This is a genomic window from Dokdonella sp. (assembly GCF_035511235.1).
In the GTDB taxonomy this organism is placed as follows: domain Bacteria; phylum Pseudomonadota; class Gammaproteobacteria; order Xanthomonadales; family Rhodanobacteraceae; genus Dokdonella.
In genome coordinates, this window is record NZ_DATKFQ010000025.1 from 157,812 (window position 1) to 177,940 (window position 20,129).

General features: G+C 69.5%; 14 protein-coding genes and 1 pseudogene. 11 read left to right on the top strand and 4 right to left on the bottom strand.

Annotated elements, in window-relative coordinates:
- Positions 1-441 precede the first annotated feature (441 nt).
- Positions 442-810: a helix-turn-helix transcriptional regulator gene (locus VMR06_RS11505; protein ID WP_325376397.1), complete on the top strand. Its 369-nt coding sequence runs from the start codon at positions 442-444 to the stop codon at positions 808-810.
- 6 nt (positions 811-816) lie between these two features.
- The gene (locus tag VMR06_RS11510) at positions 817-1,671 is read left to right on the top strand and encodes an ImmA/IrrE family metallo-endopeptidase (protein WP_325376399.1); all 855 of its coding nucleotides are present in this window, start codon (positions 817-819) and stop codon (positions 1,669-1,671) included.
- Between the two features lie 247 nt (positions 1,672-1,918).
- Here the strand turns inward: VMR06_RS11510 and glmS are convergent, their stop codons facing one another.
- On the bottom strand, positions 1,919-3,751 hold the full coding sequence (gene glmS / locus VMR06_RS11515) for a glutamine--fructose-6-phosphate transaminase (isomerizing) (RefSeq protein ID WP_325376401.1): 1,833 nt from the start codon (positions 3,749-3,751) through the stop codon (positions 1,919-1,921).
- 157 nt (positions 3,752-3,908) lie between these two features.
- Between glmS and gspF the strand changes: the two genes are divergently transcribed.
- The 6 genes from gspF (at position 3,909) to rpoH (ending at position 9,499) form a co-directional block, all read left to right on the top strand.
- The gene (gene gspF, locus VMR06_RS11520) at positions 3,909-5,114 is read left to right on the top strand and encodes a type II secretion system inner membrane protein GspF (RefSeq protein WP_325376404.1); all 1,206 of its coding nucleotides are present in this window, start codon (positions 3,909-3,911) and stop codon (positions 5,112-5,114) included.
- A gap of 88 nt (positions 5,115-5,202) precedes the next feature.
- On the top strand, positions 5,203-5,880 hold the full coding sequence (gene ftsE, locus VMR06_RS11525; RefSeq protein WP_325376406.1) for a cell division ATP-binding protein FtsE: 678 nt from the start codon (positions 5,203-5,205) through the stop codon (positions 5,878-5,880).
- The gene (gene ftsX / locus VMR06_RS11530; RefSeq protein ID WP_325376409.1) at positions 5,877-6,875 is read left to right on the top strand and encodes a permease-like cell division protein FtsX; all 999 of its coding nucleotides are present in this window, start codon (positions 5,877-5,879) and stop codon (positions 6,873-6,875) included. The genes ftsE and ftsX overlap by 4 nt, the downstream gene beginning before the upstream one ends.
- Entirely contained in the window at positions 6,872-7,714 is an 843-nt protein-coding gene (locus VMR06_RS11535) for a response regulator (RefSeq protein ID WP_325376411.1), read from the top strand. Before ftsX ends, VMR06_RS11535 begins: the two co-directional genes overlap by 4 nt.
- Positions 7,711-8,433 carry a uracil-DNA glycosylase gene (ung, locus tag VMR06_RS11540; RefSeq protein WP_325376413.1) on the top strand — a complete coding sequence of 241 codons (723 nt, stop codon included), beginning with the start codon at positions 7,711-7,713 and terminating at the stop codon, positions 8,431-8,433. Before VMR06_RS11535 ends, ung begins: the two co-directional genes overlap by 4 nt.
- Positions 8,434-8,623: 190 nt before the next feature.
- The gene (gene rpoH / locus VMR06_RS11545) at positions 8,624-9,499 is read left to right on the top strand and encodes an RNA polymerase sigma factor RpoH (RefSeq protein ID WP_325376415.1); all 876 of its coding nucleotides are present in this window, start codon (positions 8,624-8,626) and stop codon (positions 9,497-9,499) included.
- 86 nt (positions 9,500-9,585) lie between these two features.
- On the opposite strand, the gene VMR06_RS11550 is transcribed toward rpoH, so the two are convergent.
- Together VMR06_RS11550 and VMR06_RS11555 are read right to left on the bottom strand one after the other, a co-directional pair.
- Positions 9,586-11,793, bottom strand: coding sequence for a primosomal protein N' (locus VMR06_RS11550; protein WP_325376417.1), 2,208 nt, complete (start codon positions 11,791-11,793; stop codon positions 9,586-9,588).
- Between the two features lie 347 nt (positions 11,794-12,140).
- Positions 12,141-13,358, bottom strand: a complete 1,218-nt coding sequence (locus VMR06_RS11555; RefSeq protein WP_325376420.1) for a DUF3667 domain-containing protein — start codon at positions 13,356-13,358, stop codon at positions 12,141-12,143.
- Between the two features lie 380 nt (positions 13,359-13,738).
- Between VMR06_RS11555 and VMR06_RS11560 the strand changes: the two genes are divergently transcribed.
- Complete coding sequence (locus VMR06_RS11560; protein ID WP_325376422.1) at positions 13,739-15,448, top strand: proprotein convertase P-domain-containing protein; 1,710 nt, start codon at positions 13,739-13,741, stop codon at positions 15,446-15,448.
- A gap of 385 nt (positions 15,449-15,833) precedes the next feature.
- Positions 15,834-17,222: an MATE family efflux transporter gene (locus tag VMR06_RS11565; protein WP_325376424.1), complete on the top strand. Its 1,389-nt coding sequence runs from the start codon at positions 15,834-15,836 to the stop codon at positions 17,220-17,222.
- Between the two features lie 111 nt (positions 17,223-17,333).
- Here VMR06_RS11565 and VMR06_RS18205 read toward each other — a convergent pair.
- Positions 17,334-17,564 (bottom strand): annotated as a pseudogene (locus tag VMR06_RS18205) (DUF3301 domain-containing protein); the annotation flags it as partial.
- 175 nt (positions 17,565-17,739) lie between these two features.
- Between VMR06_RS18205 and VMR06_RS11575 the strand changes: the two are divergent.
- The gene (locus VMR06_RS11575; RefSeq protein ID WP_325376428.1) at positions 17,740-20,115 is read left to right on the top strand and encodes a bifunctional serine/threonine-protein kinase/formylglycine-generating enzyme family protein; all 2,376 of its coding nucleotides are present in this window, start codon (positions 17,740-17,742) and stop codon (positions 20,113-20,115) included.
- Positions 20,116-20,129 lie beyond the last annotated feature (14 nt).

Genomic DNA, 20,129 nt, shown 5'->3' on the forward strand with positions numbered 1-20,129 from the left:
TGGGAGATGGCCGGCGGGCGCCGCCGCTGATCAGACCCGGTTCGTGTCTTACAGCGTGCGGCGCCCGTTCGGTCGGGCTACTTGGTCTTTGTGCGATCTACCAGGGTGTACGTGGACTTGGGGCTGGGCGTGGGCGGAAGCGGCTCATTGCGAACCACTGTGCGTTCAGGACCCTTTCCACCACGCGGGCCGGTGATCTGGTACTGACCAGAAGCGGGGGCCGGCTGGCCCGGCTTCAGATTTCGTGTTTTGCTCATGTCGACACCTCGTTACGTTCTCAGGCAACAGTGTTGCCCAGAAAAAGCCCGCGGCACGCGGGCTGTTACGTCATCAGGCAACACTCGCTTCCGAAAAAAGCCGCTCTGTAGCGGCGGGGTGTTACTGACTTGGGCAACAAGCCTATACTCTCTCCCGACTAGGATCAAGGCCTCAGGAGGCAGAGTGGATTTCGGACGCTACATCGCCGAGGTTAGGGAGCGAAAAGGCTTTAGTCTCAGAGAGTTGGAGAAGAGAGCAGACGATCTCAACCATGTCTATATCTGGCGGCTGGAGAAAGGCGACCGAGACGCACCCTCCGCGGAGACCATCGCGAAGCTGACAAACGCGTTGGATTTATCGCAGCGGGAAAGGGAAATCGTGTCGCTGCTTCTCAAGTCGGACATCGACGATGGGCTGTATGCACTGATCGTCGAGAGGCCAGACATTCCATTGGAGGATATTGAGCCTGTCGCAACTATGAGCTTTCGCGGCAACAGGCCTAGTGATCAGGCGGGCTGGTTGAAGCTCATCGATATGGTCAGGTCTTTCTGAAGATTCATGGACGAGCTATCGGTCATTGGCCGCGCCAGACAGTTCGTGGGACAGCTGACTTCGGCGCCGATCGATGTGATGGCGCTAGCTTCTTCCCAGGGCTTCGAGGTGCGAGAGAGTGATCTGCTCGCATCGGGAGAAGCAGGGAACACGTTTTCAAAAGGCGGCAAGAACTACATAGTCGTCAACAAAAACGACGACCCCTATCGACGGAGATTCACGATCCTCCACGAAATCGCACATCACGTGCTCGGCCTGCCGTCGAATCACGGCGCGAAGATTCACTCGAATGAACTTGAGCGATTTTCAGGACGCCCGATCGAGGAGCGACTCTGCGACGTGTTTGCTGCGGAGTGCCTGGTGCCATCCCATTTGCTCCGACCCTTGGTTTCCGAAGAAATTTTCTCCGTGGATGCGCTACAACGACTGTCCGACCACTTCCAGGCTTCGCGCCCTTGCGTCGCCTCCAGCTTCGCTCGCGCATCCACGACCCTGGTAGCCTACGTCTTCGCTGAAGGGGGCAAGGTCCAGAATGTGATCCCGTCGAGCGCGCTCCGAGACCGCCGCGTTTTCATCCAGTCCGGCGTCGCTCTACCGAGGGCATCTGCGGCTGCGAGGTGCCTTTCCAACGGCACGACCGTCGAAAAAGTAGATCTCGACGCGACTGACTGGAGTTCAAGTGATGCAGCAGACGCGTTCTGCTGCTATGAGGAGGCGTTTCACATCCGCACTTGGAAGCAGACACTGTCGCTGATCACCTTCGAACAGGTGGGGCGGCCACCGTCGAATAGCAGCGAGGCCGACGAGAGTGAAGAGTTGCTTCCAGAGCTTACTGGCCATCTCCCGTGGCCCAAGCGATAAATGGGTCACGTCCGACACGAGCCAGAGACTCGCTCGCTTGTTGGGACGTCTATTGTTGATTCCAACGATTCGGTTGGACGTTCTATCGCCCGTTGGAGCAACTATTAGCCACACCAGTCCGACCGCGGACTTTTGGACTCAAAATTACCGCGGGTTGCCCGGTTCAGCTCGCCGATTTTGGAGACTTGATTCCCCCGTTGGAAACTAAATTAGGTCTTACCACGACGTCGCAGCCACCCAGCCCGGTCTACTCCACCGTCACCGACTTGGCCAGGTTGCGCGGCTGGTCGACATCGGTGCCGCGCAGCACGGCGACGTGATAGGCCAGCAATTGCAGCGGCACCGTGAACACCGCCGGTGCGCAGAGGTTGCCGCCCGAGGCGACCTTGACGACCGCGCCCCGATCGCCCGCGCCGTCGATCTGCACCTCCTCGTCGGCGAACACGAACAGCTCGCCGCCGCGTGCGCGCACTTCCTCGAGGTTGGACTTGAGCTTCTCGAGCAGCTGGTTGTTCGGCGCGACCGTGATCACCGGCATGTCCTCGTCGACCAGGGCCAAAGGACCGTGCTTGAGCTCGCCGGCCGGATAGGCCTCTGCGTGGATGTAGGAGATCTCCTTGAGCTTGAGCGCGCCTTCGAGCGCGACCGGATAGTTGACGCCGCGGCCGAGGAACAGGGCGTGATGCTTGGCGACGAAACGCTCGGCCAAGGCGGCGATCGTCGGCTCCAGCGCGAGCACGTCGTTGAGCAGGCGCGGCAGGCTGGCCAGCTCACCCACCAGCTTGCGGACCTTGTCCTCAGCGATGCCGTTGATGCGCGCCAGTTCGAGCACCAGCAGCGCCAGCGCGGCCAGCTGCGTCGTGAACGCCTTGGTCGAGGCGACGCCGATTTCGGGACCGGCGCGCGTCATCAGCACCAGGTCCGATTCGCGCACCAGGCTCGATTCGGGGACGTTGCAGACCGCGAATGAACCGAGATAGCCGCGTTGCTTGCCCTCGCGCAGCGCGGCCAGCGTGTCGGCGGTCTCGCCGGACTGGGAGATCGTCAGGAACAGGCTGTCGGCCGGGACGACGGCGCGTCGGTAGCGGTACTCGCTGGCGACTTCGATCGAGCACGGAATGCCGGCGATGCCTTCGAGCCAGTAGCGCGCGACCAGGCCGGCGTGAAAGCTGGTGCCGCAGGCGACGATCTGCACGTGGCGGACCCGCGCGAGCAGGGAGTCGGCGTCGACGCCGAAGATGTTCGGCAGGATGTGGCCGTCGGCGATGCGGCCTTCGAGCGTGTCGTTGATCGCGCGCGGCTGCTCGAAGATCTCCTTGAGCATGTAGTGCCGGTACTCGCCGCGCTCGACCGCATCGGCCGAGAGCTCGCTGGTGTGCACGCGCCGCTCGACCGGAAGGCCGTTGGCGTCGTAGACCTGCATGTCCTCGCGCGTAATCTCGACCAGGTCGCCCTCGTCCAGATAGACGAACTGGTTGGTGACCTTGATCAGCGCCTGCACGTCCGAACCGAGGAAATGCTCGCCGATGCCGATGCCGACCACGAGCGGGCTGCCGCGCCGCGCGCCGATCACGTGGCCGGGCGCCTCGCTGCTGATCACGGCGATCGCGTAGGCGCCGTGCAGGCGCCGGATCGCGGCCTGCACCGCCTCGCGCAGCGGGGTACCGCCGGCCATCAGATGATGGACCAGATGCGCGATGACCTCGGTGTCGGTGTCGGACGTGAACGCGTAGCCGAGTCCCTTGAGCTCCTCGCGCAGTTCGGCGTGGTTCTCGATGATGCCGTTGTGGACGACGGCGACGGTGCCGGTCGACAGATGCGGATGCGCATTGGCCTCGTTCGGCACGCCGTGCGTCGCCCAGCGCGTGTGCGCGATGCCGCTGACGCCGGCCAGCGGCGATTCGGCGAGGCGGCCTTCGAGCTCGCGCACCTTGCCGACGGTGCGGGCGCGCGCCAGCTCGCCGTCGACGAGCACCGACAGGCCGGCCGAATCGTAGCCGCGGTACTCCAGCGCCCTGAGACCGGCGATGAGGATCGGCACGACGTCTCGCTGGGCTGCGGCAGCGACGATTCCACACATGTCAGGACACTCCGAATGGATGCGCGTCCGCCCCGGTCCGCGCGATGCGCGCCATCATAGTCGCTCCGGCGCGATCGGCGCACACCCCCGAGACAGAAGCCGCCGCTTCCGGCGACAATGCCCGCTTCCGGCCCTTTCCGAGCCTCCGATCCGCCTCATGCCGGCTTTCGCCTACCAGGCCCTCGACGCCGACGGACGCACCTGCCGCGGCGTGCTGCAGGGCGATACCGCCCGCGCCGTGCGCGGCAGTCTGCGCGAACGCGGCCTCAGTCCGCTGGAAGTCCAGGAGGTCGCCGGCGACGCGCGGCGCGGACCGTTCGCCGCGCGCGGCCTGAGCGGCCACCAGGTCGCTTTGCTGACGCGCCAGCTGGCGACCCTGGTCGGCGCCGGCCTGCCGATCGACGAAGCCCTGGCCGCCCTGTCCGAACAGAGCGAGAGCGAGCGTCAGCGCACCGTGACGGTCGCGCTGCGCTCGCGCGTGATGGAAGGCGCCGGTCTCGCGCTGGCGATGGCCCAGTTTCCGGAGACGTTTCCGGACGTCTTCCGCGCCGCGGTCGCCGCCGGCGAGCAGTCCGGCCAGCTCGAGGAGGTGCTCGAGAAGCTGGCCGACCATGCCGAGGCACGCGACGCGCTCGCGCAGAAGCTGCTCGGTGCGCTGGCCTATCCGCTGCTGCTGACCCTGGTCGCCACAGCCGTGGTGACCGGCCTGCTTACGTTCGTCGTGCCGCAGATCGTCGGCGTGTTCCAGGGCACCGGACAGACACTGCCGACGGCGACGCGCCTGCTGCTGGCGATCTCCGATTTCCTGCGCGCCTGGGGCTGGCTGCTGGCTGCATTGCTCGTCCTCGCCGGCATCGGCGCGGCGCTGGCGCTGCGGCGGGAATCGGTGCGGCGGCGCTGGCATGCGGCCCTGCTGCGCCTGCCGCTGCTCGGCCGGCTGATCCGCGCGGCCAACACTGCACGCGCCGCGCGCACGCTGGCCCTGCTCTCGGCCAGCGCAGTGCCGCTGCTCGACGCCTTGTCGATCACCGCCCAGGTGGTGCCGAATCTGCCGATGCGCGAGGCGCTGCGACGCGCCGCGCTGCGCGTGCGCGAGGGCGCACCGTTCGCACGCGCGCTCGGCGACACCGGCCACTTCCCGCCGGTCGCGCTGCGCCTGATTGCCAGCGGCGAACGCTCCGGCCAGCTGCCGCGCATGCTCGATCAGGCCGCGCGCCAGCAGCAGCGCGACCTCGACCGCTGGCTGACCGCGCTGGCGTCGATCCTCGGACCGCTGGTGATCCTGGTCGTCGGCGCGCTGGTGCTGTTCATCGTGCTGGCGATCCTGCTGCCGATCTTCGAGATGAACAGGATGGTGAAATGAGCGGTCCGCTCCGACTCGGCGCCTGTGCGCGAGATCCCGCCCCGACGAGCCGCGCGCTCGGTGCATGCATGACCTGCGGGGCCGGTCGATGATCCGCTTCGAGCAGGTCGCCAAGCGCTATCCGGGCGGACACGATGCGCTGATCGACCTCAGCTTCACCGTAGCGGCCGGCGAGATGGTGTTCGTGACCGGCCACTCGGGCGCCGGCAAGAGTACGCTGCTGAAGCTGCTGAGCCTGGTCGAGCGTCCGACGCGCGGCTCGGTGCACGTCGACGACGTCGACCTCTCGCGGGTGCGGCGGCGCCGCGTGCCGCAGGTGCGCCGCGGCATCGGCATGGTGTTCCAGGACCATCGCCTGCTGATGGACCGCAGCGTGTTCGACAACGTCGCGCTGCCGCTGGTGATCGCCGGCGCGCCGCGCGCCGAGGCCGCCAAGCGCGTGCGCGCGGCGCTCGACAAGGTCGGACTGCTGGCACGCGAGAAGGCGGCGCCGACGCTGCTGTCGGCCGGCGAGCAGCAGCGCGTCGGCATCGCCCGCGCGATCGTCGGCAAGCCGCCGCTGATCATCGCCGACGAGCCGACCGGCAATCTCGACCCGCAGCTGTCGGTCGGCATCATGCAGCTGTTCGCGGAGTTCGCGCAGGTCGGCACCGCGGTGCTGGTCGCCAGCCACGATCTGCATCTGATCAAGCGCATGAACCAGCGCGTGCTGGTGCTCGACCACGGACGGCTGATCGACGACTTCCGCCCGCAGGCCGCCGCATGAACGTCCGCCGCCGACCGGCGCGCCGCAGCGCCCCCGAACCGGCCCCTCCGAAGCGCGCGCGCGCACCGCGGCAGACCGCCGGCGCGCGTCTGGGGCGCTGGCGCGACCATCACCTCTACGGTCTGCTGTCGAGCCTGGGCCGGCTCGCGGTACGGCCGCTGGCGACCGTGCTGACGGTCACCGTGCTCGGCGTCGCGCTGGCGCTGCCGCTGCTGCTGCAGGCGGCGCTCGACAATCTGCGCGCGTTCTCCGGCGGCCTGCGCGAGGCACGCGAGATCACCGTGTTCCTGGATCCGGACGTCGCCGCCGCGGCGGCCGCCGAGATCGCCGCCGGCTGGCGCGCGCGGCCCGACGTCGCCGAGGTGATCGTCCGCACGCCCGAGCAGGGGCTGGCCGAGTTCCGCCAGCTGTCGGGCTTCTCCGAGGCGCTCGAGGTGCTCGACTCCAATCCGCTGCCGACCGTGCTCGTCGTCGCGCCGGCCGGCGCCGCGGCCGAAGGCGGCGACGGCGCGCTGGTCGCCGCGATCGAGGCGGATGCCCGCGTCGACCTGGTGCAGCACGATGCGGCCTGGCGGCGCCGTCTGACCGCGATCATGACGCTCGGCGAACGCGCCGCGGTCGCGCTGGCCGCGCTGTTCGGCCTGGCGACCCTGCTGGTCGTCGGCAATACCGTGCGGCTCGACGTGCAGAGCCGCGCCGAGGAGATCGCGATCATGCAGCTGATGGGCGCCGGCGACGGCTTCGTCCGGCGGCCGTTTCTGTACGCCGGGCTCTGGTACGGCCTGCTCGGCGCGGTCGTCGCGATCCTGATCGTACTGGCGATGCATCTGGCGCTCCGCGATGCGCTGGCGCAGCTGATCGCCAGCTACGGCGGCCAGCTGACGGTGCGCGGCATCGCGCCGACGGCCTTGCTGGCGACGTTGGCCGGCGGTGCGGCGCTGGGCTGGCTCGGCGCCTGGATCGCCAGCACGCGCCAGTTGAGGAGAACCGCATGACCGCGCTCGGCGAAATCGGCCAGCAGCCGCGCGTGCTGATCGTCGACGGCTCGCGCGTCGTGCGCCGGCTGATCGAGCAGGTGCTGCAGGCCGAGCTGCCCGGGGTGACGGTCGTCGCCTGCGCGAGCGGCGAGGAAGCGCTGGCGCGGCTCGACGAAGGCGGCTTCGATTTCGTTACCACCGCGCTGCGCCTGCCGGACATGGACGGCGTCGACCTGGCGCGGCGGATCCGCACCCATGCGCCGCAGGCCTACGTGCCGATCGTGGTCGTGTCCGGCTCGGCGCAGGAGCGGCTGATGGCGCGTACGCTCGGCGACGACGTCACCGATTACTTCGACAAGTCGCTCGGCTTCCAGGCGCTGGCCGCGTTCATCGGCGGCTACGTGCACCCGGTCGAGCGCATCACCGGCCAGGTGCTCTACGTCGAGGACAGCCGCGTGGTCGCGCTGGCGACCTCGCGCATCCTCGAGCGGCATGGACTGTCGGTGCGCCACGTGGTCAGCGCCGAGGAGGCGATCCAGATCGTCGAGGGCGAGCGTGGCGCCGACGGCCTGCCGACCGTCGACCTCGTGCTGACCGACGTCAGCCTGAAGGGCGCGCTGACCGGTGGCGATCTGCTCGACCGCGTCCGCAACCACTGCGGCCTCGGCAAAGGCCTGCTGCCGGTGCTGGTGATGACCGGCGACGACAATCCGCGCAGCCAGGCCGTACTGCTGCGTGCCGGCGCCAACGACCTGGTCAGCAAGCCGATCGACGAGCGGCTGCTGGTCACCAAGCTGCAGTTCCAGCTGCGCGTCAGCCAGCATCTGCGCCGCCAGCAGACCGAGCCGGCACGATGAGCGCGCCCGAGCAGACCGCCGCGGATCGCCTCAAGCTCGAGCCGAGCTGGAAGCAGCGGGTCGGGCACTGGTTCGATCGGCCGGAGATGATCGCGCTCGGCCATTTCCTGCGCGAGGAGAAGCAGGCCGGCAAGATCATCTATCCGCCCGGCTCGAAGATCTTCGCGGCGCTCGACACGACGCCGTTCGAGTCGGTCAAGGTCGTCGTGCTCGGCCAGGATCCGTATCACGGCCCGAACCAGGCGCACGGCCTGTGCTTCTCGGTGCTGCCCGGCGTCGCCGTGCCGCCCTCGCTCGAGAACATCTTCAAGGAGATCGAGCGCGATCTGCATATCGCGCGGCCCGACCACGGCTGCCTGATCCCATGGGCGCGCCAGGGCGTGCTGCTGCTCAATGCGGTGCTGACGGTCGAGCGCGGCCATGCCGGATCGCACCAGGGCAAGGGCTGGGAAGGCTTCACCGATGCCTGCGTCGACGCGCTCAATCGCGAGCGCGAGAATCTCGTGTTCCTGCTCTGGGGCAGCTACGCCCAGGCCAAAGGCAAGCTGATCGACGGTCGGCGCCATCGCGTGCTCAAGGCGCCGCATCCATCCCCGCTGTCGGCGCACCGCGGCTTCATCGGCTGCGGACATTTTTCCCGCACGAACGAGTACTTGGCGCAGCGCGACCTGACCCCGATCGACTGGCGGCTGCCGCCGGCCGCCGAACTGTCGCCGTGAACGCCGGCCGCCCGGCCGCGATTGTTCACCGCAGGGCAGCACAGAAATAACTGGCGATTCACGAATTCGGGTGTAGTATACCGGTCAGTTCAGAAAAGGCCGCCGCGGTCGTTCCGACCGGAACTTCCGGCGCGGTTAGCACTCTCTTAGCGGGAGTGCTAATTTGCCACTCGATCAGGAGGACATCCACATGAGCAATGCCATGGTCGCCAGCACCCTGCCGATCTCGAACCTGCCGGTTCCGAGCGCGATCGGCAGCCTCGATGCCTATGTGGCGGCGGTACACCGTTTTCCAATGCTCAGTCAGGAAGACGAGCAGTCGCTGGCGCGCCGTTTCATCGACGCCGACGACCTCGACGCCGCCAAGCAGCTGGTGATGTCGCATCTGCGCTTCGTCGTGCACGTCGCCCGCGGCTATTCCGGCTACGGCCTGCAGCTCGGCGATCTGGTGCAGGAGGGCAACATCGGCCTGATGAAGGCGGTCAAGCGCTTCGACCCCGATCAGGGCGTGCGCCTGGTGTCGTTCGCGGTGCACTGGATCCGGGCCGAGATGCACGAGTTCATCCTGCGCAACTGGCGCATCGTCAAGGTCGCGACCACCAAGGCGCAGCGCAAGCTGTTCTTCAACCTGCGCAAGTCGAAGAAGCGCCTGGGCTGGATGAATGCCGAAGAGGTCAATACGGTCGCGCGCGAGCTCGGCGTGCCGGCGGCCACGGTGCTCGAAATGGAAGCGCGGCTGTCGGGCAAGGACATCGCGTTCGATGCGCCGACCGATGACGACGAAGACGCCAAGCCGTCGCCGGCGATGTTCCTGGTCGACCACACGGCCGATCCGTACGGCGCGATCGAGAGCGAATCGGAGGAGGAGTCGAGCCTCGACACGCTGCAGCGCGGCCTGGCCAAGCTCGACGACCGTTCCCGCGACATCATCCAGCGCCGCTGGCTGCGCGAGAGCGACAAGGCGACGCTGCAGGAGCTGGCCGATGAATACGGCGTGTCGGCCGAGCGCATCCGCCAGATCGAGGCGAACGCGATGAAGAAGATGCGCACGCTGTTCGTGGCCTGATCGGCCCGATCACCTGACGATGCCGGCGCGCAGGCGCCGGCGATGACGGCCCCGGCAACGGGGCCGTTGGTTTTTCCGTACCACGATCAGCCCATGTCGATCGGATCGACGTCGATCGACCAGTGCAGTCCGCTCTGCGCCGGCAGAGCGGCCAGCGCCGGCAGCCAGCTCGACAGATACCCCTGCAGGGCGCTGCGCTCGTCGGCCTCCAGCACGATCTGGCCGCGGTGCAGGCCGGCGCGGCGCGGCATCGGCGCCGCCAGCGGTCCGAGCAGCCGCACCGGCGCGGGCACGTCGAGCACATGGCAGGCCGCCGACAGGAAACCCTGCAATCGAGACGGCTCCTTGGCCTCGGCACGCAGCAGCGCCATGCAGCCGTACGGCGGCAGGCCCGCCGCCCGGCGCTCCTCGATCAGGCTGCGCGACAGCGCGCGGTAACCCCCGTTGCGCAGGATCGTCAGCAGCGGATGGTCCGGATGGTGCGTCTGCAGCCAGACCTGGCCCGGCCGGGCCGCCCGTCCGGCGCGGCCGGCGACCTGGACGACCAGCTGGCCGAGGCGCTCGCCGGCTCGGAAATCGGCGCTGAAGAGACCCTCGTCGACGCTGACCAGCACGACCAGGTTGAGGCCGGCCAGATCGTGGCCCTTGGCCAGCATCTGGGTGCCGACGAGGATGCGCGGCCCGGCCTCGGTCAGACCCTCGAGCAAGGTCTCGCGCGCGCGCTTGCTGCGCGTGGTGTCGCGGTCGATGCGGACGATCGGCACGTCCGGGAAGCGCAGCCGCAATCCGTCCTCGAGCCGCTCGGTGCCGTGGCCCTGCGGCTGGATCGCCAGACCGCCGCAATCCGGGCATGCCCTCGGCACGGCCTCCTCGGCGCCGCAATGGTGGCAGATCAGGCGCGCCCGGCCGCGATGCAGCGTCAGCGGCCGGTCGCAGTGGCGGCACTGCGCGCTCCAGCCGCAATCGCGGCATTGCAGCACCGGCGCGAAGCCGCGCCGGTTGCGGAACACCAGGGCCTGGTCGCCACGATCGAGGCAGTCGCGGATCGCGGCCAGCGTGGGTTCGGCCAGACCATGCTGCAGCGGCTGGCGCCGCACGTCGAGCACGTGCAGCGTCGGCGGCCGCGCGTCGCCCGCGCGCTGACGCATCGACACCGATGCGTAGCGCCCGGCCTCGACATTGGCCAGCGATTCGAGCGACGGCGTCGCCGAGCCGAGCACGACGGGCACCTGCTGCGCGCGCGCGCGCACGACCGCGAAGTCACGGGCGTGATAGCGAAAGCCCTCCTGCTGCTTGTAGGAGGTGTCGTGCTCCTCGTCGATCACGAGCAGTCCCGGCCGCGGCAACGGCACGAACACCGCCGAGCGGGTGCCGAGGATCACCGGCGCGTCGCCACGGGCTGCCGCCATCCAGGCGCGCGCGCGCTCGGTCTCGCCGAGCCCCGAATGCAGGACGGCGATGTCGACGCCGAGCCGCTGCCGGAATCGGCGCAGCATCTGCGGCGTCAGTGCGATCTCGGGCACCAGCACCAGCGACTGCCGCCCGGCGGCCATGGCCCGGCCGATCAGCTCGAGATAGACCTCGGTCTTGCCGCTGCCGGTAACGCCGTCGAGCACGATCGGCGCGAACCGGCCGAACGCGGACGAAACCGTCTCGACGGCATCGCGCTGCTCGGCATTGAGCGGCGGGCCGGGCAGCGGTCGCGGCGGCGCTTCGGCACGTGCGACGTGCTGCCGCTCGATCCAGCCGCGCCGACGCGCTGCGCGTGCCGCGGTGCGCCAGCCCGGCAGCCGCTCGTCGAGCTGGCCGGCGGTCAGTGCGCCGTCCTCGAGCAGCGCGAGCAGGGTGTCGGTCCGCGCGCCGCGGCGATGACGCGGCGCATGACGAGCCTCGCGGCCGGCCGGCTCGAGCGACCAGAGCTCCTCCTGGTCCGGCGACGGCGTGCGCGGCCCGCGCAGCGCCAGCGGCAACGCGGTCTCGAGCACCTCGCCAAGCGGATGGTGGTAGTAGCGCGCCGCCCAGTCGAGACTGGCCAGCAGCTCCCCGGTCAGCCATGGAACCGGATCGAGCACCGCCTCGACCGCCTTGAGCCTCTCGGCGGCGACCCTCGCGTCCGTCGCATGGCCGATCACGACGCCGACCGTGTCGCGGCGGCCGAACGGCACGCGCACGCGGCTGCCGACCGGCGGCACCGGGTCGCCGTCGCGGACGGCATAGTCGAAGGCTTGGGTGAGCGGCACCGGGACCGCGACGCGAACGATCGTCGGCGGCCCGGGATCGACGGCATCGGACATCGCCCCAGTCTAGCGGCAGCTCCGAAGTTCGGCGCGTTTATCGCCTTCTTCTCACCCTCACTGCGCGGAAGCATCGCCAAGTGGCCGTGGCGCCGGGCATTTGTCGCTTATCCACAAGCATTGTGGATAAGTCTGTGGACGAGCGGCCGCGAGCCGCTTGCGGAGCGCACAGCGACGCGCTCGCGGTCATGTTGGTGAATGTTTAACCAATCTTAAATGGTACTGGTGGATCAATGACTTGCATGATGGCTGCGCGCGGCGGATGACACCGCGATGACGCACGGCGGCACGTCTGCCGTCCTCGTGCTGCCTGTGCACAAAATGCTTGACAAGCGGCCGCAAGCGGCTCAGGTGACGGCCAGTCCGATCACCAGCGCGGCGACGATCCCGAGCGACAGCAGGATCGAATAGCAGGTGCCGACCACCCCGTACGTGATCACGCCCATCCACCAGCCCTGGCGATAGACGCGCTTTTGCATCAGCAGCAGGTACAGCGGCAGCCAGACCCAGGCCGCCGTGATCAGCCAGCCCAGCGACGTCGCCGCCGCCGGCACGGTGACCAGCGCGTCGCGCAGCGCGTACAGCACGATCAGCACCAGCATCGACAGAAAGATGAAGGCGTGACTGTGCAACGCCACCATCAGATGCTCCATGTACAGACGGCGCTTGAACACGTAGACGATCTTCAGCAGCACCGCGAAGATCGGCATCAGCACGAACAGCGTCTGCGGCAGCACCGAGAACAGCGCCGTCGCGAACAGCGCCGGCTTCTTGGCCGCCAGACTCGCGTTGGCACGCATGTGCTCCAGAGAAGCGTTGATGCGCCGATTGACGGCCTGGGGCAGCCAGGCGATCTGTACCGGATTGGTGACGGGGTCCCAGGGCCGGTCGTTGAACGTGAACATCACGTCGAGCACCGTCTCGGCGGTGTCGGGCTTTGTTTCGCCGGGCTTGGCGGCCGGTGTCCGGGCGCCGCTGTCCGCCGACCCCGGGTCGTTTGCGCCCTCGGCCGGCGGCGGTGAGGACGGGCTCGCGGACCGCGGGGGAGCGGCTTCGCCGGACGGCGCGGTCGCCGCCTGGGTCGGCTCGGTAGCGGCCTCGGTCCCTTCGGCATCATCTCCGGCATCGACCACGACGCCGATGCCGTCGCTCTGGAACAGATCTTCCATCGTCAGCTGCACCGCGAAGATCGACAGCACGCACAGCACGAAGAACAGGCGGAACGGCGTGACATAGCGGACGCGGCGGCCGGCGCAGTATTCGGTCGTCAGAAAGCCGGGCCGGAAGTACAGGTCGAAGATCGAGCGGAAGATGCGCGAATCGACGTTGAAGACGATGTCGGCCAGATCCGAGCCGACCTCGCGCAGGCTGCGGATCATGCCCTTCTCGGGCTGGCCGCACCGGTAGCAATACCCGCCGTACAGCGGCGAGGCGCAGTTGCCGCACGCCGAGAACCGCGGCGGCGGCGCAGCCGGCTCGGCGACCGCCACCGTGACCGGCAGCGAATCGGCCGGCAGCGCGGCGGCCGACTCGCCGCCGAGCGATGTCTTCGGATCGTTGTTCATCGATCGACAGAGGTCTCCGCGAGGCCGCAACGCGCTCGCCAAACGGCGGACGATAACCGTTTTCGACGGCCGCCGGTGCGGTCAGGCGGACGGCCGGCGCAGCGGTCCGCGCCGCGCCCCGCGCGCCCGCATTCGGGCTTGGCGGAGCCCGGACCGAGACGCCGATCCGCTCGCATTCGACCGGCGGAACCCGTGCTATGGTAGGACGGTCGGCACTTGACAGATGCAATTCCTTCATTAGCTCGCAGCGGAATTGCGTTGAGCATCTGCCGACGACCACCGTCAGGTCCCTGGGGCGTCTCGCATACGAATCTATTTTTACTGGGCCCTGCATCGGTCCCCGACCCGATGATCATCCGTGAAAAAGGAGAATTTCAGTGATGTCCAAGCTATCGAGACTAGGTCACCCGCCCGGCGCAGCGCTGGTCGCCGCCTGCGTGACCGCAGCGATCGCGAGCGCGACGGTACACGCCCAGCAACTGGACGAAGCCCCCTGGCGACCCGGCGCGAAAGCGCAGCTCACGGCCGATGCGGCCGCGCCGCGCGCGATCTGGCAGCCGCCCGCCAACGCGATCTACGACAACGGTCCACTGACCAGCGGCACCGCGCCGGGCTGTTCGGGCGACGCCGGCAACGCGAGCATCCTGCAGGACGCGGCGCTGGCGATGAGCACGTTCGGCGCGGGCCATGCGGTCAGCAGCGGATTCCGCGTCGCCGATGATTTCGTCGTGCCGGGCGGCCAGACTTGGAACGTGACCGGCGCAAACTTCTTCGCGTACCAGACCGGCTCGGGAGCCACCTCGACGATCAACGCCGTCAACGTGCGTATCTGGAACGGCGTACCGGGCACCGGCACCGTGGTCTGCGGCGATACGACGACCAACCGGATGGATGCCACGGCCGCGTCCGGCGTCTTCCGCACGCTCGAGAGCGGACCGGACTGCACGCGCCCGGTCATGGTGCAGCACGTCGACCTGTCGGCCTGCCCGCCGCTCGGCAGCGGCACCTACTGGATCGACTGGCAGACCGGCGGCTCGCTCGCCAGCGGACCGTGGGCGCCGCCGATCGTGATCGCCGGTCAGGCGACGACCGGCAACGCGATGCAGTTCGAACCCACTGCCGCCACCTGGGGCCCCCTGCTCGACACCGGCAGCGGTACCACGCAGGGCCTGCCGTTCGTGCTCGAGGGACCGTCCGGCCCGGCACTCGCCTTCGATACCGCTGCGGCGATGCTGACCGATTCGTGCGCTGCCAATCCGGCGCAGGACAACGGCGTGGTCGAGCCGGGCGAAACCGTCGACATCGCGGTGCCGGTGCATGCGACCGGCGGCAACTTCACGAACGTCGTCGCCAGCCTCGCGCTACCGGCACCGGGCTCGGTTGTGTATGTGGTATCCAGCGCGAACCTCGGCACCTTGAACGCCGGCCAGAGCGCGACCGCCCACTTCCAGATTCGCGTCGAGAAGAGCTTCACCTGCCTCAGCGACTTCACGCTGCCGCTGGCCGTCACCAGCAACGAGGGCAGTGCGACCGGATCGATCGACGTGACCGTCGGCGCCCCGGCATCGCCGGCGCCCGCCGACGTGCCGGTGGCGATTCCCGACAACAACCCCACCGGTATCAGCTCGACGATCGCGGTCACCCAGAACCTGACGCTGACCGACCTGCAGGTGCGTGTGCGGGCCACCCACACCTGGGTCGGCGATCTGATCGTCCAGCTGACCAGCCCGGCCGGCACGACGGTGACGCTGCTCGATCGCCCCGGCGTACCGGCCACCACCAACGGCTGCAACAACAACGATCTCGACCTCACGTTCGCCGACGGCCAGTCCGATCCGGAAGCCGTCTGCGATACGGCCGGCACCGGCGCGGCATGGCCGGTCACCGATGCCGGTCCGACCCAGCCGCTGTCGGCTTTCGACGGCCAGAGCACGCTCGGCAACTGGGTGCTGACGATCTCGGACCACGCCAACATCGACACCGGCACCCTGGTCGACTGGGAGCTGATTCCGACGCCGGCGTTCGAGGGCGGCTGCGAGGTCTGCGGCGGCCTGGCCGATCTGATCTTCGAGGACGGGTTCGAACCGTAGCGCGACGCGGCGAGGGATCGCCCTGGCCCGTTGCAGGGCCCGGCATACGCCGGGCCCTGTTCGCGTCCGCGCACCGGCGCCGGCGCCGATCCGCATGCGCCGCGCCAGCACCCGGATGCGCCAACGACCTCGTCACAGATGGCCGCCGGAACTGCCGGGCCGCGGCGCGCCGCCCGATTCGTCCGACGCTCTTCGATCGAACGGCCCCCGTCCGCGCGGCTGCGGCGCTGCCGCACCTCCTCACCGCCAAGCCCGCTCGCCCGGCATCGCAACGCGGACTGGCGCCCGTTCTGACGTTCGCCGCGAAGGGCCGGCGCCGCCGCTCACGCGCCGGCCGGCGCAGGCTCTACACTGACGACCGCAACTCGTCGTCTTCTCTCCTGCAATGACCTGGCTTGCTACCGACCGGCAGCGCTTCGCGCGCGAGCTGACCGATACCGCGCGTCTGGCCGGCCCCCTGGTGCTCGGCCAGCTGTCGGCAGTCGGCATGAACGTCATCGACACGCTGCTCGCCGGGCATCTCGATGCGCATACGCTGGCCGCGGTCGCGGTCGGCACCAGCATCTGGTCGCTGGCGCTGGTGGCCTCGCTCGGCGTCATGATGGCGGTGCCGCCATCGGTCGCGCAGCTGCACGGCGCCGGCCGCCACGAGGCGATCGGCGCCTTGCTGCGCCAAGCGCTGTGGCTGGCCGGCGGCCTCGGCACTGCGCTCGGCCTGGCGACTGCGTTCGGCGGTCCGCTGCTGTTCGAGCTGATCGGCGTCGACCCGGTCCTGACCGAGGACGTGCGCCGCTTCCTGCACGCGATCGCGTTCGGCGCACCGGCGATGGCGCTCTACTTCGCGCTGCGCGGGCTCAGCGAAGGCATCGGCCTGACCCGGCCGACGATGATGTTCGGCCTGCTCGGCCCGGCCCTGCTGGCGCCGATCGGCTACGTGCTGATGTACGGCCGGTTCGGCCTGCCGCGGCTCGGCGCGGCAGGCGCCGGCATTGCGACCGCGCTGGTGCTGTGGATCCAGATGGCAAGCCTGCTGACCTATGTGGCGCGGCACCCGGCGTACCGGCGCGTGCAGCCGTTCGGCCGGCGCGAGCGGCCCGAGCGGCGCGCGATCGGCGAGCTGCTGCGCATCGGCGCACCGATGGGCGTGGCGGTCTTCATGGAAGCGAGCCTGTTCGTCGCGGTCGCGCTGATCATCGGCCGGCTCGGCGCCGACGTCGTCGCCAGCCACCAGGTCGCGATCAACGTCGCCTCGTTCGCGTTCATGGTGCCGCTCGGCATCGCGATGGCGACGACGGTCCGGGTCGGTCATGCGGTCGGGCGCAACGACGGCGTCGGCGTGCGCCTGGCCGGCGGCGCCGGCTTCGCGCTGACGCTGGCGATCCAGTGCCTGTCGGCAAGCGTGCTGTTCGCGATGCCGCATGCGATCGCCTCGCTCTACACGCGCGATGCCGTCGTCGTCGCACTGGCCGCGCAGCTGCTGGTGCTGGCCGGCATGTTCCAGCTGTCCGACGGCATCCAGGTCGCCGCCAACGGCGCGTTGCGCGGCCTCAAGGACACGCGCACGCCGATGGTCATCACGCTGCTAGCCTACTGGGGCGTCGGCATGCCGGTCGGCGGGTGGCTGACCTTTCAGGCCGGATACGGTGCCCGCGGCATGTGGATCGGACTGATCGCCGGGCTCACGATGGCTGCGCTGCTGCTGACGCTGCGCTTCCGTCGTCAGGCGGCGGGCTTCCAGGCTGCGGTCGACCTCGATCGTCGCCTCGATCGTTGACGGCCGCTGTCCCGGCGCCTGTGTCTGCAGCACCGGCGAGGTCTGCGCGACCGGAATGCTCCAGGTCCGCAAGGCGTCGCCGAGCAGGTCCAGATGTCCCGGATGCCGATCGTGTCCGTGCGTGCTGACCTCGAAACCGTAGCGGCGCTTGAGCCGCAGGCGGCCGTCGACGCGTGCCAGCCCGACCCGTCGCAGCGACACGGTCTGATCGAGCAGCTGCACGCCGGCGCGATGGCACAGTTCGCGCGCCAGGCGCCCCGCCTGCTCGCGCGCGCGCAGCGCGCGCAACCACAGCGCGATCGCGGCGCCGATGAGCAGCAGGGGAATCCATTGACTGAGCATCGCCCGAGTGTGGAGACGGCCGGTCGGCCTTGCAAGGGTGCCCGGTCCGACCGGCGCGGGCGCACGGCCGGCGGCCGGTCGCGGCGGCCGGCACCGTTTTCGCTAGAATCCCCGTCATAACCAGAACATCAGGGGCACGCTGCGACCTCGAAGCCCGAGGTGCGCTGATCCGGACATGGCGACGATCGACATCCCCGACTATCGGCCGGTCGACAAGCTCGGCTCCAGCCGGCTGGCCAGCGTCAGGCTTGCGACGCAGACCTCGCTGGAACGCGACGTCGCGCTGAAGATCCTGTCGCCCGGTCCCGCCGCCGATCCGGACATCAGCGAGCAGTTCCTGCAGTCGGCGCGGACGCTGGCCTCGTTCGCGCATCCGAACGTCGTGCAGGTCTACGACATCGGGCTGGAGCCCGCTCCGTACTACGCGATGCAGTACCTGTCCGGCGGCAATCTCGCGAGCCGGGTCAGGCGCGGCCTCGACGAGCGCGAGCTGCGGCGCATCCTCGAGAGCGTCGCGCGCGCGCTCGGCTACATCCATCGCCGCCGCCACGTGCACGGCAGCATCAGTCCGAACAACATCCTGTTCGACGCCAACGACACGGCGATCCTCAGCGACTTCGGCCTGCTCGCGGCGCGGCGCAAGCTGGCCGCCGAGGGCGACGCCGCACCGGCCGCCACGGACGGCTACGTCGGTCCGGAGGTCGCGCGCGGCGACGCGCCGGACGCACGCTCGGACATCTACAGTCTCGGCGCGGTCGCATTCTTCGGCCTGAGCGGCCGCTCGCCGGCCGAAGCCGGCGACGCCGCACCCTCGGTCCCGCGCCTGCCGCCCGAGCGTGCGCACTGGCAGCCGCTGCTCGACAAGGCGATGGCCGCCGATCCGAACAAGCGCTTCCAGAGCGCCGAAGCCCTGCTGGCCGCGCTGGCTTCGATCGATGTCACTGCCGGCGAAGGCGCCGCTGCGCCGGCGCTGCCGCCGAAGATCCCGAGCGCGCCGCCGCCGGCACCGGTCGTGGCTGCGTCTGCGTCCGCCGCGGTGGCCGGCAGCGCTCCCGACGGCCACGTAGCGCCGGCAAGTCATGGCGACGCACCGGCGCCACCTGGCGCGGCCGCGGACGGCGCCTGGCTGCCGATCGCGATCGCTGCGCTCGGCGTGCTGCTGATCGGCGGCGTCGGCTATGGCCTGTGGGCCTCGCGCGCGCCGTCGAGCCAGCCGGCGCTGTCGGCCAGCGTCCCCGATCCGATCGAGTTGCCGGAACCATTACCGGCCGATCCGGCCGAGCCGCCCGCCGCGGCACCGGCCGAACCGGATTTCCTGTCCGATCCGCGCCTGGACGCCGAAGGCCGGCCGATCGCGCCGATCGACCTGCGCCTGCTGCCGACCGTCGTCGATCCGGTCGCCGAGCTGGTCCGGCTCGGCCGCGCCGATCTGGCGGCGCAGCGCCTGACGTTGCCGCCGGAGCGCAATGCGCTCGAGCGCTTCCAGCTCGCGCTGAAGATCAATCCGCGCACGCGCGCCGCGCGCGAGGGCATCGCCCAGGTCGCGCGCGGCTATCTCGATCTGGCCGAGAATGCCCATCAGGCCGGTCAGACCGACGCCTTCCTCGAACAGCTCGACAAGGCCGGCACGGTCGGGGCGCTCGCCGGCGAGGAAGGCAAGGCCGTCCTCGCTCAGATCCGCGAGCGGCGCAGCCGCGAGGCCGCTCGCCTGATCGAGCAGGCGCGCCCGCTGGTGGAGGCCTGGGACAAGGCCGGCGCCGGTGCGCTGTACGAGCGCGCGCTCGCGATCGACCCGGGCAATGCCGCCGTGCTCGAGGCGCAGCGCCGGCTGCAGCGCGTCGGTGCGCCGGGCTACGTGTTCCGCGACGCGGTCGACGGCGGCAGCGGTCCGTCGCTGGTCGTGCTCGACGCGACGCTGGCGGTCGGACAGTTTCCGGTGACGCGCGGCGAGTTCGCACGCTGGGCGCAGGCCGCCGGCGATGCGGCGCAAGGCGCGCAGGCCTGCCGCGATCGCGAGTCGTTCTTCCGCTCCTCGCGCAATCGCAGCTGGCTCAAGCCCGACCTCGAGCAGGGTGACGACCATCCGGTCGTCTGCGTCGGTTTCGCGCAGGCGCAGCGCTACGCCGCCTGGCTCAGCGAACGCACCGGCCAGCGCTACCGGCTGCTGACGCCGGCCGAATGGGATCGCATTGCGCGCTCGGCGACCACCGCCGACTGCCGTACGGCGAATCTGGCCGACCAGGCCTATCGGCGCCGCTACGAGACCCAGCAAGGCCAGGACTGCGACGACGGCGCGGCCGGCACCTCGCCGGTCGGCCGCTACCCGTCGATCTCGGTCGGCGTGTTCGACATCGACGGCAACGTGCGCGAATGGGTCGCCGGCTGCGGCAAGGGGGCGCCGCTGAAGCCGGGCTGCCGCGAACACACGGTCAAGGGACGCGGCTGGCTGTCGATGCCGGGCAAGGAGGCGGTCGGCAACGTCGAGAGCTACGGCGAGGACGTGGCGCTCAACAGCGTGGGATTCCGCATCGCGCGCGAGATCGCGCCGTGACATCGAAGGGGAAC